The 13,254-nt window shown below is 40.5% G+C and carries 12 protein-coding genes; all 12 read left to right on the top strand.

The window, feature by feature from the left end; genetic code table 11:
* The first annotated feature begins 12 nt into the window (after window positions 1–12).
* The 12 genes from IEV74_RS13095 to IEV74_RS13040 all read left to right on the top strand — a co-directional run bounded on the left by IEV74_RS13095 (window position 13) and on the right by IEV74_RS13040 (window position 13,186).
* The gene (locus IEV74_RS13095; protein ID WP_188455821.1) at window positions 13–1,518 is read left to right on the top strand and encodes a tripartite tricarboxylate transporter permease; all 1,506 of its coding nucleotides are present in this window, start codon (window positions 13–15) and stop codon (window positions 1,516–1,518) included.
* Between the two features lie 18 nt (window positions 1,519–1,536).
* The gene (locus tag IEV74_RS13090; RefSeq protein WP_188455820.1) at window positions 1,537–2,916 is read left to right on the top strand and encodes an SLC13 family permease; all 1,380 of its coding nucleotides are present in this window, start codon (window positions 1,537–1,539) and stop codon (window positions 2,914–2,916) included.
* A 15-nt stretch (window positions 2,917–2,931) separates the two neighbouring features.
* Entirely contained in the window at window positions 2,932–4,374 is a 1,443-nt protein-coding gene (locus tag IEV74_RS13085; protein ID WP_188455819.1) for a bifunctional 2-methylcitrate dehydratase/aconitate hydratase, read from the top strand.
* A 126-nt stretch (window positions 4,375–4,500) separates the two neighbouring features.
* The gene (gene prpB, locus IEV74_RS13080; protein WP_188455818.1) at window positions 4,501–5,400 is read left to right on the top strand and encodes a methylisocitrate lyase; all 900 of its coding nucleotides are present in this window, start codon (window positions 4,501–4,503) and stop codon (window positions 5,398–5,400) included.
* Window positions 5,397–5,597 (top strand): hypothetical protein, encoded by a 201-nt coding sequence (locus tag IEV74_RS13075; RefSeq protein ID WP_188455817.1) that lies wholly within the window; start codon window positions 5,397–5,399, stop codon window positions 5,595–5,597. Before prpB ends, IEV74_RS13075 begins: the two co-directional genes overlap by 4 nt.
* A 388-nt stretch (window positions 5,598–5,985) precedes the next feature.
* A complete protein-coding gene (locus IEV74_RS13070) occupies window positions 5,986–6,888 on the top strand; it encodes a DMT family transporter (RefSeq protein WP_188455816.1) in 903 nt (300 codons plus the stop codon).
* Window positions 6,889–7,291: 403 nt separating this feature from the next.
* Complete coding sequence (locus IEV74_RS13065) at window positions 7,292–8,929, top strand: sodium:solute symporter family protein (RefSeq protein WP_229683182.1); 1,638 nt, start codon at window positions 7,292–7,294, stop codon at window positions 8,927–8,929.
* Between the two features lie 6 nt (window positions 8,930–8,935).
* On the top strand, window positions 8,936–9,796 hold the full coding sequence (locus IEV74_RS13060) for an alpha/beta fold hydrolase (protein WP_188455814.1): 861 nt from the start codon (window positions 8,936–8,938) through the stop codon (window positions 9,794–9,796).
* Between the two features lie 156 nt (window positions 9,797–9,952).
* A complete protein-coding gene (locus IEV74_RS13055) occupies window positions 9,953–10,621 on the top strand; it encodes a GntR family transcriptional regulator (protein WP_188455813.1) in 669 nt (222 codons plus the stop codon).
* Between the two features lie 49 nt (window positions 10,622–10,670).
* Window positions 10,671–11,363: a DUF2848 family protein gene (locus IEV74_RS13050; protein WP_229683181.1), complete on the top strand. Its 693-nt coding sequence runs from the start codon at window positions 10,671–10,673 to the stop codon at window positions 11,361–11,363.
* An 11-nt stretch (window positions 11,364–11,374) separates the two neighbouring features.
* Window positions 11,375–12,172: a carbon-nitrogen family hydrolase gene (locus IEV74_RS13045; RefSeq protein WP_188455812.1), complete on the top strand. Its 798-nt coding sequence runs from the start codon at window positions 11,375–11,377 to the stop codon at window positions 12,170–12,172.
* 15 nt (window positions 12,173–12,187) lie between these two features.
* Entirely contained in the window at window positions 12,188–13,186 is a 999-nt protein-coding gene (locus tag IEV74_RS13040; RefSeq protein WP_188455811.1) for a TRAP transporter substrate-binding protein, read from the top strand.
* Window positions 13,187–13,254 lie beyond the last annotated feature (68 nt).

Raw genomic sequence — 13,254 nt, 5'->3', positions numbered from 1 at the left:
GGAGGCTGCACAATGGATGTTTTTCAAGGATTAGCACAAGGGTTTCAGGTTGCCCTAAGCCTAGATGGCATATTATTTGTTTTAATAGGGGTTTCGGTTGGAACCGTGATTGGGATGATCCCGGGACTTGGCCCAATTACAGCAATTGCCGTGATGATCCCCATCACATATGGAATGGACCCTGCAATTGCCCTGCTATTGATGGCGGGAGTTTATTATGGTGCGGCATATGGCGGGGCTGCTTCATCAATTTTGTTAAATGCTCCAGGCGTATCCGAAGCAGTTGCCACAACATTTGACGGGTATCCGATGGCAAAGCAAGGAAAGGCGGGGAAAGCACTTGCTGTCGCCGCAATTGGATCGTTTGTTGGCGGGACGATCAGTGTTGTATTTCTTACTTTCTTTGCTCCGCTGCTCTCCAAGGTTGCCGTGTCATTTGGCCCGCCGGAATACTTTGCCCTGATGCTTCTGGGGTTGACGGCCATTGCGAGTCTATCAGAGGGATCGACTATTAAGGCACTTATTTCCGGCGTGATCGGGCTAATGATTGCAACGATCGGGATCGATGCGCAAACAGGGACACTCCGATTTACGTTTGGCAGTCCGCATTTAATGGAAGGAATCGATTTTCTAGTTATCGCGCTCGGACTGTTTGCGCTCGCTGAAGTGACTTCTCTTATATTGGGCAGAAAAAATAAGATGGATGATATGCACAATGTAGGAAGTCTCAGGCTGACAAAAGAAGAGTATAAAGAAATGGGTCCGACAATGGGAAGACAGTCCGTTCTTGGCTTTCTTGTCGGTGTTTTACCAGGGGCAGGCGGGACAATTTCTTCTTTTTTAGGCTATATTTCCGAAAAAAAGCTGTCTAAAAAGCCGGAGGAGTTTGGGAAAGGATCAATAAAAGGGGTTGCCGCACCTGAAACAGCGAATAACGCTGCAAACAACGGTGCATTTGTCCCGTTGTTAAGTTTAGGAATTCCAGGTTCCGGAACCACTGCTGTCATGCTTGGCGCTCTAATCGTTCTAGGCATTCAACCTGGTCCATTATTAATGACAGATCATCCGGACGTATTCTGGGGTGTTATTGCAAGTATGTATATCGGCAATGTTTTCCTATTAATTTTGAACCTGCCGCTGATTCCGTACTTGTCGAGAATATTGCTCGTCCCAAGACCGCTGCTAATATCTCTAGTTATCGTTTTTTGTGTCATTGGTGTTTATGCCATCAGCTTCAGCACGTTTGATTTGTATCTGCTTCTGGCATTTGGAATTATTGGCTATCTAATGAGGCTGTTAAACTTCCCTGCCGCACCTCTGCTATTGGCGTTTATTTTAGGAGGCATGATGGAACAGGCATTTCGTCAGTCATTAACCATTTCAAACGGAAGCTTATCTATTTTTGTAACTAGCCCAATTGCTGGCACTATGCTGTTATTGGCCATCTTATCCTTTATCGTTCCGCTTATTAAAAATCGAAAGGCAGCTGGTAAGGAAAATATAGATAAAAGTGCTTAAACCCGGCATGGTGATGACATGAAATGGAAACTATCGATTTTGATTATGGTGATTGCCTTTGCGATTGCAGCGAAGGAGACGATGCTGGCTGATTTTTCAACAGAGCAGCAGCTGACATTGGCACTGTTGGCGTTTGCAGTTTATTTATGGATTCGGGCTCCGCTTCCAACTGGGGCTGCAAGTATTCTGCTTTTGGCCTGCATGATTTTGCTTGGGCTTGTTGATGGAATAGAAGAGGCTGTGGTTGGATTTTTGTCACCAGCCCTGTATTTCATTATCATGCTTTCCTTTATAAGTCACGCACTAGTTAAAGTCAGGATAGATCGGATCATTGCCCGGTTTTTGATTAAAATCAGTAAAGGTGGTCCACGCTTGATTGTTTACGGACTGCCCATATTTATGCTGCTTTTGCCGATCTTGCTGCCTTCCGCGGTTGCCCGTTTTAAGGTGCTTCTGCCGATCATTACACGGCTAAACAACTATTATGGTTTTGAGGAAAAAAGCCTATTTAGGAAATTCTGCTTGTATGTAATCGGCATGCTAAACCAAAATTCGACAATGATTATTTTCACAGGTGGCGGTTTTCCGATATTAGCTTCACAGCTTTTAAGTGATTATCACATCGCTGAAATAGGGTGGATGGACTGGTTTATGCGGATTGCGCCCCCGCTTTGGATCGGGATGCTGCTTGTAAGTATTTTTGTTTGGCAGCTGTTAAAAATCACATCCCCTGAAGCTGATTGGAAGAAACCGGAGCAATTCGTACCGCCGACTGAACATTCATCTGCTTCGATGCCACCGGTTTTTTGGGTTGTTGTTGGCAGTTTCCTTTTGATGATTACGATATGGATTGCAACTGATCAGGAACAAGTGCCATTAGTGCTTCCGCCAATGCTGCTTGTCGTTTTATACGCACTGCCTAAGATCGGTCTGATTGATAATGTCGTTATCCGTAATTATGATTGGGAAAATTTTTTACTGTTAGGTTCTTCCTTTTCCCTGGGGATGCTGCTCGAGGAAAATGGTACTGCAAAACAGCTGGCAAATGAATTGCTGGGAATTGTCCCGCAAGATGCGAGTATTGCAATAAAGGTAATCATTATCGCATTGGTTATATTTCTGCTGCGGTTTTTGTTTGTCGTTCCGTCATCAGCTGTTATTGTCATTTTCCCGATTGTTATTTCGTATGCAGAGCTGATTGGCATAGCACCCATTGGATTAGCCTTTCTTGTCGTTATGATTGTTGGAGGGGTGATGGTTCTGCCAATTCATTCGCCAACAGCGTTTTACGCATATGATACAGGTGTATTTAAGGAAAAGGAACAATATGCGATAGGAATTTTTTCAAGCTTCACCGTATTGGTTATGGCTATTTTGGCGGCACTATATTATTGGTAAACGGGGAGGATTAAGATGAGGGATGTTGCAGAAAATCAAGCATTAAAAGTTGATCCGCTATTAGAGGAAATTGCGGATTATGTCGTGGATATGGAAAATTTTAGTGACGAGGCAATGGAGACGGCAAGATATGTGGTAGCTGATTCATTAGGATGTGGTTTTTTAGCAATGCGGTACCCAGCATGCACCAAGCATTTGGGTCCAATCGTTCCAGGGACAAGTGTGCCAAATGGAAGCAGAGTACCCGGAACTTCGTTTGAACTAGATCCCGTTCAGGCGGCATTCAACATTGGTACGGTGAATCGCTGGCTAGATTATAACGATACATGGCTTGCCGCTGAGTGGGGGCATCCATCTGATAATCTTGGCGGAATTCTGGCTGTGGCAGATTACATAAGCCGGAAAAATTTAGTTCTTGGAAATGCACCGCTGACAATGGAAAAGGTACTTATTGCTTCCATAAAAGCACACGAAATCCAAGGTATTCTGGCATTAACAAACAGTTTAAACAGGCAAGGACTTGATCATGTTCTATATGTCAAAGTTGCAACAGCAGCAGTGGTTACGGGGATGCTTGGGGGAACGAAAGAAGAAATCATCAGTGCGGTCTCAAATGCATGGATCGATAATTCGAGTCTTAGAACATATCGGCATTTTCCTAATGCAGGATCGCGCAAGTCATGGGCAGCAGGGGATGCAACCAGTCGTGGTGTACGCTTGGCGATGATGGCTGTTAACGGCGAAATGGGGTATAAAACAGCATTATCCGCGCCGAAATGGGGTTTTCAGGATGTTCTGTTTAATGGAAAAGAGCTGACACTCGCAAGGCCATTTGGTTCGTATGTGATGGAGAACATTCTATTCAAAATTTCGTATCCAGCAGAATTTCACGCCCAAACAGCAGCCGAATGTGCGGTAGAGCTACATCCATTTGTTGCGGATCGGCTAGATGAGATTGCGAAGATCACGATCACAACACATGAATCGGCCATCCGAATTATTGATAAAACAGGGCCATTGCATAATCCCGCGGACAGAGATCACTGTATCCAATATATTACCGCCATTGGGTTACTTTTCGGGACGGTAACAGCCGATCATTATGAAGATGAGGCAGCAAGCGATCCGAGAATCGATGTGCTGCGAAGTAAGATGGAGGTAGTGGAGAACAAGCAGTATAGCACCGATTATCTTGACCCGGATAAACGGTCTATTGCAAATGCAGTTCAGGTTCATTTTAATGATGGAACAGCTACAGAAAAAGTTGTACAGGAATATCCCCTTGGACACCGCTTCCGCCGGGATGAAGGAATACCAAAGCTGTTAAAAAAATTCAGCAGCAACTTGCAGACACGCTTTCCAAGCAAACAAGCAGCAGCCATATACGCCAGCTTAGAAGATTTACAACAACTAAGAAAAATGCCAGTTCATGAATTTATCGGAAGAATGGTGAATTGAGAGGAAAAGGGTCAGCGTGACAAGTGGTCAGCGGGACATGGGGTCACAGCGGGACAAGGGGTCAGACCCCTTGTCCCACGGAAGGAACGGGACGGGGCAACTGTCCCGATTGAGGGGTGATGGGAATTGAGTTGGTTAATTAGTGAGCAGTCATCACAGAAGGAATTGTCGGACGAATTTCGCAACCTGATGTTGGCGGAATCGATTTACAAGCTTCCTGGTACACATGATGCAATGGCAGCACTAATAGCAAAGCGTGTTGGCTTTAAAGGGCTATATTTATCCGGTGGAGCGTATACCGCAAGTCAAGGACTTCCGGATCTAGGAATACTGACATCATCGGAGGTAGCAGATCGTGCCCGGGAGTTGGTCAGAGCTACAAACTCACCACTTCTAGTCGATATTGATACCGGATTTGGTGGTGTGCTAAATGTTGCGAGAACAGCAAAGGAGATGGTAGAAGCAAGAGTTGCTGCCGTTCAGATAGAGGATCAGGATCTGCCGAAAAAGTGTGGGCACTTAAATGGAAAAAGGCTCGTCACGACAGAAGAAATGGCACAAAAAATTCGTACGATAAAGGAAGTCGCTCCTAGCTTGGTCGTTGTTGCGCGGACAGATGCCAATGCAGTTGAAGGACTGGAATCAGCTGTTAAGCGGGCGAATGCATACATCGAAGCGGGAGCCGATGCCATATTTCCAGAGGCGCTCACAGACAGTATGGAATTTGAGCGATTTAAACAGGCTGTTGCTGCACCATTGCTGGCAAACATGACGGAATTTGGAAAGACACCTTATTACACAGCGGAACAATTTTCCCAGTTTGGTTACAGTATGGTCATTTACCCTGTTACATCATTGCGTGCAGCGGCAAAGGCTTATGAACGTGTTTTTAAAGAAATTATGGAAAAAGGTACACAGGAAGGCATTCTTGACGATATGCAGACACGTAAAGAGCTCTATGAAATGATTGGTTATTATGATTATGAGGCGTTGGATGGCAAGATTGCCAGAACGATATTGGAATGATACGGGAGCAGGAGAGTCGAAATTCTGCCGGAAAAGGGGTTGGATCGTATTTTGGTGATTTCCGCTCGTATTTTCTTAATTTGGATCGTATTTTCCCGATTCGGATCGTATTTTTTAAAATCGGCTCGTATTTGCAGAAAAATGGATCGTATTTCCAAAAATTAGGTGGGGATATGGGTGGTAAAGTATTAGATTGAAAAGAAGTGATAAGTTATATTTTCCGAAAAGTTCCTTGTTTTAAAGGAAAACCTGCTTTTTTGTCGAATGTTTAGAATGTAAAAGGGATATATACGAAAATGGTATATATCTTTTCGTGTTGAAATAAGTAATTGCCTTGAACATCGAAGGGTATCAATTGGTATAACAGCAATAATTTTATTAATCCTTCTGCTGTCTGTGGAAGGATTTTAAAAGTTTACATACATGCAGATGCAAACGAAAATACGGATCACGAGTATACGTAATGATACTAGTAAGTTGGAATAAAGGCAGCTGATTTCACTGACTATTTCAAAGAGGAAACGTTGGAAAATGAAGCGGAACTCGTTTATTAACTACCAGAATAATTAATAGGGGAATGCGCTTATGATGAAAATTTACATTCTATTGCTATTGGTTATGATCATGTGGGGATTTAATGTATCTGCGCTAAAGGTGCTCGTTGATGCTGTTGATCCAATGCTTCTGACAGCGTTTCGGATACTGACTGCTGGTATTGCTGTACTGGTAATTTGTTTTGTGATGGGTATATTCAGACTACCGCAAAAACACGAATGGCTCGTCATTTTATACATAGCTGTGTTCAATGTGATTTTGCATCATTCACTTGTTGCAATCGGGATAGATAGAACAACGGGGCTGAACGCAGGATTAATACTTGGGATGATGCCGCTTGTTAACATGATGATGGCGGCAATCTTTTTGCGGCAGCGTGTGCAATTGTTAAGGTTTGCAGGTTTTGTTTTAGGTTTTATCGGAATTGTTATTACCACGCTGACCGGGACCGATGGATTGGCGGCCGTATCATTAGGTGACTTAATTGTATTCTTAGGTGTTGTCGTACAAGGCTTTAGTTTCGTGTTAATCAGTAAATTAAAACCAACATTTGATCCACGTTTGGCAACCGGTTACATGCTTGTGCTTGGATCGATTTTTATCTTTTTGTTCAGTCTTGCCTTTGGATCGCCAATAAAGGAAATTACCAATTTGTTTGATTGGAAGCTGGGATCAATCTTTTTATTCAGTGCAGTGTTAGCATCGGCATTTGGCCACATGACCTATAATTACGCCATTAAAAAGGCTGGGGCAGCTGAATCAGCGATATTTATTAATTTGAATACCCTTTTTGCAATTATTGGAGCTTCCTTTTTTTTAAATGAAGAGATTGCAGTGAATCATGTGATTGGGTTTATATTTATTTTGTGTGGGGTATTTTTGGGTGCGGGGACTGCGGAACATTTCATGCGGAAGGGGAGGAACTTAGACTAAAATCAGTGTGAAAAGAGACTATTTTTTTAACGATTTTATATGTCAGGTAGTTTGTTGAAGGGAATACCTAAATATTAAATAGCTCCTATCATTGGATCAATAGCCGCAGATCTTATTGTTGATGGAAAAACAGATCATGGGATTGACCATTTAGATGTGGGGAGGAACTTAATGTTTTAGTGGTGGTCGAAACAAACTGTGTAAACTGAGCTGTGAAAATGAGAGGGCTACTCTCATTTCACAGTTTAGTTTTTTTCGTGAATAGTTTCTTATAGTAATAACGGAATATTAACAAAAACCGATAAATTTAAACAATATCTTGATAAATTCGACCTTCAATAATATAATCGTTGTTATTATATTTTTTAACAAGACGAATTTTTCAAATAATGGAGGGATGAAATTGGAATGGAATAATTACTACATTATACCGATTGTTTATTTAATTTTAATGGTTCTTGTAGGGGTTATGGTGTCTAAAAAGCAGCAAACTAGAGCGGATTTTTATGTTGCAGGAGGTAAAATGAATTCTGGACTGCTTTTTAGTACAATTTTTTCTACAGTAGTCGGTGCCAACACATATATGGGATTTAGTGGAATGGTCTATGCTGATGGATTTTCCATGATATGGCTGCTCGTTGCAGCGGGTTCTGCTTACTTTGTACTATTCTTTATTTCGGGTAAAATCCGTAAAATTTCACAGCATTATGAAGTTTTTACGTTACCTGATTTGATGGCATTGCGTTATTCAAACATAGTAGCAGTTATGACGACGTTATTCTCGCTTGTGGCACTAATTGGCGGTGCAGGAGGAAGTATTCTGGGAATTGGTGTTATCCTAAATTCGATTTTGGGAATTGATACTAATTTAGCAATCATCATAACGTCGGTAGTGACAATTGTTTATACAACCTTTGGAGGGTTGATGGGTGTTGCAATTACAGATTGGATACAATCAATTATTATGGTGTTAGGACTCGTTTTAGTAATTGTTTTTGGGTTACAAGCTTTATCTCCGGATAGTTCTTTGATTGACGCAACACTAAATGGACACGAAGCAATGCGGAATGTACTTGGGGATGGGTTTATGAGTGTGACAGAAAGCGTTACGTTTATCATGGTCCTGGCTTGGGTTATTACCTTTTTACCGTTAAATACAATCAGTCAAACACAAATTCAGCGTGTGTATTCTGCTAAAAGTGTCAGTGCGATTCAACGAACAAGCCTATTGATGGTTTGGTTTGTGGCATTATTTATGGCGTTTGGATTAGCTTTAGTTGGCGGAATTGGTAAGGCACTTATTCCAGGTATGGAAAATGCAGAAACTGTTTTTCCAATGCTGGCAATGGAAATAATCAATCCGTGGATAGGCATTTTTATTGTTACTGGGATTCTTGGGGCATGTATGTCTACGGTTGACTCTAATTTACTCGGTGCTGGAATCCATGTTACCAGAGATTTATATGAACAAAACAATAAGCGCAGGGGAAAACCTATTAATGAAAAGCATACCATTTTAATAACAAGGTGGACGCTTGTTGTAATAGGTGTATTTTCAACGATTGCAGCAATCCTAACACCATCTATTATGGATCTCTTACTCTTCACCCAGAAAATATTTGCTGGAGCTACTTTTATTCCGATCATACTAGGATTGTTATGGAGCAAAGCGAATTCAAATGGAGCTATTGCTGGTATGGTGCTTGGAGGAGGAGCGACAATATGGTGTCAGGTGATGGGTACCACGGTTGATCCTGTTATTATTGGTATCCTATTTTCCTTAGCAGGAACTGTAATCGGCAGCCTTGCATTAAAAGAAGACAATGAAAAAGGTCAATTATTTAGATTTAATACGATCACGCAAAAGGATATGGGTTTTTTAACGGTAATATTGGTAGGTTATATTTCATTTTTGGTTGGTGCTAATTTCCTAAATATATGGCCGGTATTAATCGTTGCAACGATAATTGGCTTACTTATAGGTATCGTTCTGCTGATTGTATATTTGTTGCCAAGTCAAAAATCACAAAGTAAAGGATGATCACGTATGTATGCAGCTGTAAATCAAACGAAGTTATTTTTTGATGTTAATGGAGATGGTGTAACAATTAGGAACGGAGATATTATCCAAAAGCCGGTTGTGTTTGTTTTACACGGAGGGCCAGGTGGATCCCATTTAAACTTTAAACCGCATCTTGATGCATTAACGGAACAGGCGCAGCTCGTTTATATAGATATGCGGGGCTGCGGGTATTCTGCAGAAGGTGATCCGGAAACATATACATTGAAACAAAATGTTGCGGATATTGAGGCACTGCGAGAATATCTTGGACTGGAAAAAGTTTGGATTCTAGGGCATTCCTATGGTGGCATGGTTGCGCTGCAATATGCCTTGCAATACCAAGAGAAACTTTCTGGTCTTGTACTATGTACGACATCTTCTTCCTATCGTTTTATTGAAAAAGCAAAAAAGTTTGTAGAAGAAAATGGTAATAAAGAACAAAAGAAGTATGCCAATAAATTGTGGAGTGGTGATTTTCAGTCAGAGGAAGAACTGCAGGAATACTACCATGTTATGGATTCACTTTATGCCATAACATCTGCTAAGCCTTCTTCAAAGAAAAAGGCGAAAGTTAAACGATCGTATCAGGCGTTGAATCAGGGATTTGGCGGTTTTTTGCGATCATTTGATATTACGGATCAATTAAAGAATATTAAAGTTCCGACACTAATCCTTGCCGGAAGATATGATTGGATTACACCTGTTAGTGAAAATGAAGCGATCCATCAGCAGATTCCAAATAGTTCGTTTCATGTTTTAGAGAAGAGCAGTCATAGTTTGTTTGTAGATCAGAATGAAGAAAGTCTGTCTTTGATTGCACAGTTTTTAAGGAAAGAGCATATTTAAATAAAATACTAGTTTTAAAGCGGGACGCGGGGACTGTAACCCCCTTGTCCCGCTTTTTTTTGGGACAAAGGGTCTGACCCTTTGTTCCATTGTTATTGACAATTCTAATAATTATGCTGTATGATGTATACATTATACAATGTAGTGAGGTATGAGATGGAAAAAATAAATATGAAACCGATTGCAAGAAAGAAAACAACAAAAGAAATTGTGTACGATGAATTGAAAAAGGCTATTTTGACTGGATCGATAAGTAATAAGGAAATACTTACTGAAACCATGTTATCTGAGACCCTAGAAACCTCTCGTACACCGATTAGAGAAGCGGTGGCTGATCTAATCAAAGAGGGGTTATTAGTACAAATCCCTAGAAAAGGTTTCCATGTTCGGGAGATTACAGAAAATGAAAAGGAACAAATTATTTTCCTGCGCTTATCGATTGAAACAGAAGGTCTTAGAAAACTTGCAACAACAATAACTAGGGGGCAGCTTCAGGAGCTTCAAGCGATTGTTTCCGAACAAGAACAGGAAATGAAGAAGGATGACAGGGTGAGATACATTGAACTGGACCAGATATTCCACCGTCAAATCCTGAAATTCTCGAACCAGAATCTTTTAGAACAAATTTTACAAGAAATGTACAACCTTACCAGGCTAGTAGGTCATAGCGCTCTTATGAAAGAGGGAAGAATGATTGAGGTAATTCAGGAGCATAAAGAAATATTGACCGCACTAGAAAATAATAATGGTAAGGAAGCAGTAGATTTAATGAGGAAACATCTGGAGATAACAAAAGCGAATGTAAACGCAGTAAAAGACGAATAGAAACTTTTCATTTAACTTTAGTAAGCGTTATCACATAGGAGGTTCTATCATGACAACAAAACAAAATAATTTAACCTTTCAAATGGATGTTGAGGGGGAGGCAAAGGATTTAAAAATCAATAAAGCATTCTGTATAGGGTACACAGGCAGGGATAAAGAGCAAACATGGATGCATATTAAGGAGCTTGCAGAAATTGGTGTACCAGAACCGAATGAAGTACCTGCACTTTACCCAGTAGGTGTAAGCACCTTGAGTCAAGCTGGAAATATTGAGGTTGTTGGGGATCAAACTAGTGGGGAGGCTGAGATTGTTTTAATTTTTGGAGATTCACCAGAGGAATGTTATTTAAGTGTTGGAAGTGACCATACAGATCGTTCATTAGAAACAGTCGATATTAATAAATCGAAGCAAGTATGTGACAAGCCTTTTGCCGCCAAAGCATGGAAGATTGATAAAGTTATCAAACATTGGGACCAATTAGTGCTGTCTTCAGAAATCCTGGTAAATGGAAAATGGGAGGCATATCAAGAAAATCCTATTTCAGCGATTATCACACTGGAGGAAATAAAAGGATACCTTGAAAAGAAAAATGTTCCGTTTACAAATAGTATCGTATTTTCAGGAACTGTCCCATTACTTGACGGTTTTAAATATGGTGCAACATTTCGAATGACCTTATCTGACCCTATCTTAGATGATTCTATTACAACAGAATATGAGATTGTAAATATAGCGGAATAGGAGGAATTTGAATGAAATATTCAATTTATCAGATGGATATTTTTCCTGGCGATCCAGAAAAAAATAGACAAAAAGTTCAGGAGTGGATGGAAAAAGAAATTGAGATAAACAATCCTGACACAGTGGTTTTGCCTGAAATGTGGACAACCGCTTACACACTTGATGAATTAGATAAATATGCGGACACGGATGGGGAGCCTACTAAAAGCTTTTTAAAAGATTTAGCCAAGAAATTAAATGTAAACATCATCGGTGGCTCTGTTGCAAATAAGGTTAATGGTAAGTTTTATAATTCGTCGTTTGTGTTTAATCGTTCAGGGGATCTAGTTTATGAATATGACAAGGTCCATCTTGTGCCAATGCTGAATGAACATAAATATCTCTCAGGTGGACAACGAGTGCCGGAAGTATTTGAGCTTGAGGGTGTAAAAATGGGATTAATCATTTGTTACGACCTTCGTTTTCCTGAAATTATCAGAACATTGGCACTCGAAGGGGCGCAGGTATTACACATTGTTGCCGAATGGCCTGATGCAAGAACAAATCATTGGATAAATCTTCAGTTAGCAAGGGCAATTGAGAATCAAATGTATGTGATTTCATCTAATAGAGTTGGAGATTACGACAAGGTTCGCTTCTGCGGGAATTCAATGGTGATTGACCCTTGGGGAGATGTGTTAACGCAAGGGTCAGAGGACAAGGAAGAAACGTTAGCCATCCAGCTTGATCTAGAGAAAGTTAAGCAAGTTAGAAAAGATGTACCAATTTTTACAAGTAGAGTGCCGCATTTATATAAAAAGGAATTATAGAGAGGGGTAATTTTTATGAGAATGAAAAAGACATTATTGTTTAGCATATTTACAGTTTTACTTTTATTGTTAGCAGCCTGTGGATCTGATTCAAGCAATGGCGATGGTGGAACAACACTTAAATTAGCTCATTCGGGTTCTGAAACACATCAGTATCATATTGCAGCTAAAAAGTTTAAAGAATTGGTTGAAGAGAAGACAAATGGTGAAGTAAAGATTGAAATTCATCCAAACGCAACACTAGGAAGTGAAGGTGACGTTATTGAGCAGGTTATGGGTGGCTCAGTTGATATGACTACTGTTGCTGCAGATAGTGCACTAGCAAATACAATCCCGGAAATGAATGTATTTGGAATTCCATATTTATTTAAAGATAGAGAACATGTTTATAGTGTGCTTGATGGGGAAATTGGTGATGACCTGTTAGCTCTTGCGAAAGATCAGAGCATGCAAGGATTAGGATATTGGGAAGTTGGTTTTAGACACTTAACGAATAACAAAAAAGAAATTATGACTCCTGAAGATGTTGAAGGGTTAAAAGTTCGTGTACAACCAGCACCGGTTTGGGAAACACATATGAAAGCTCTTGGTGCAAGTCCAACGCCTGTTGCTTTTAATGAGTTATATTCAGCCCTAGACCAGGGTGTGGTAGATGGACAGGAAAATCCGCTCCCGACTATAAATTCAATGAAATTTTATGAAGTACAAAAATATGTTGCGTTAACAGCACATACGTATACCCCAGCCGTTGTGTTGATGAACAATGGGGTTTGGGAAGGTTTAAGTAAAGAGAACCAAGAAGCAATTCAAAGTGCTGTTGAAGAAACAGAAAAATATCAACGTGACTACCTTGCTGATAAGGAACAAGAAATTATTGAAGCGTTGAAAGATAATGGGGTAACGATTACAGAGCCAGATCGGGAAGCTTTCCGTGAAGCAACAAAAGATGTTAAAGAAGCGGTAAGTGAGGAAGTTCCGGCTGACTTAGTTAATAGAATTAAAGAAGCAGAATAATAGGAGGTTGTCCCATAAGGGTTCTGCCCTATGGGACAATTTTTATCCCGTCTTAACGTGCGGTGAAA

The organism is Virgibacillus oceani (assembly GCF_014638995.1).
Taxonomy (GTDB): Bacteria; Bacillota; Bacilli; order Bacillales; family Amphibacillaceae; genus Virgibacillus_E; species Virgibacillus_E oceani.
The sequence above is the reverse complement of the archived record's forward strand: the minus strand, read 5'-3'. Positions and strand labels throughout refer to the sequence as shown.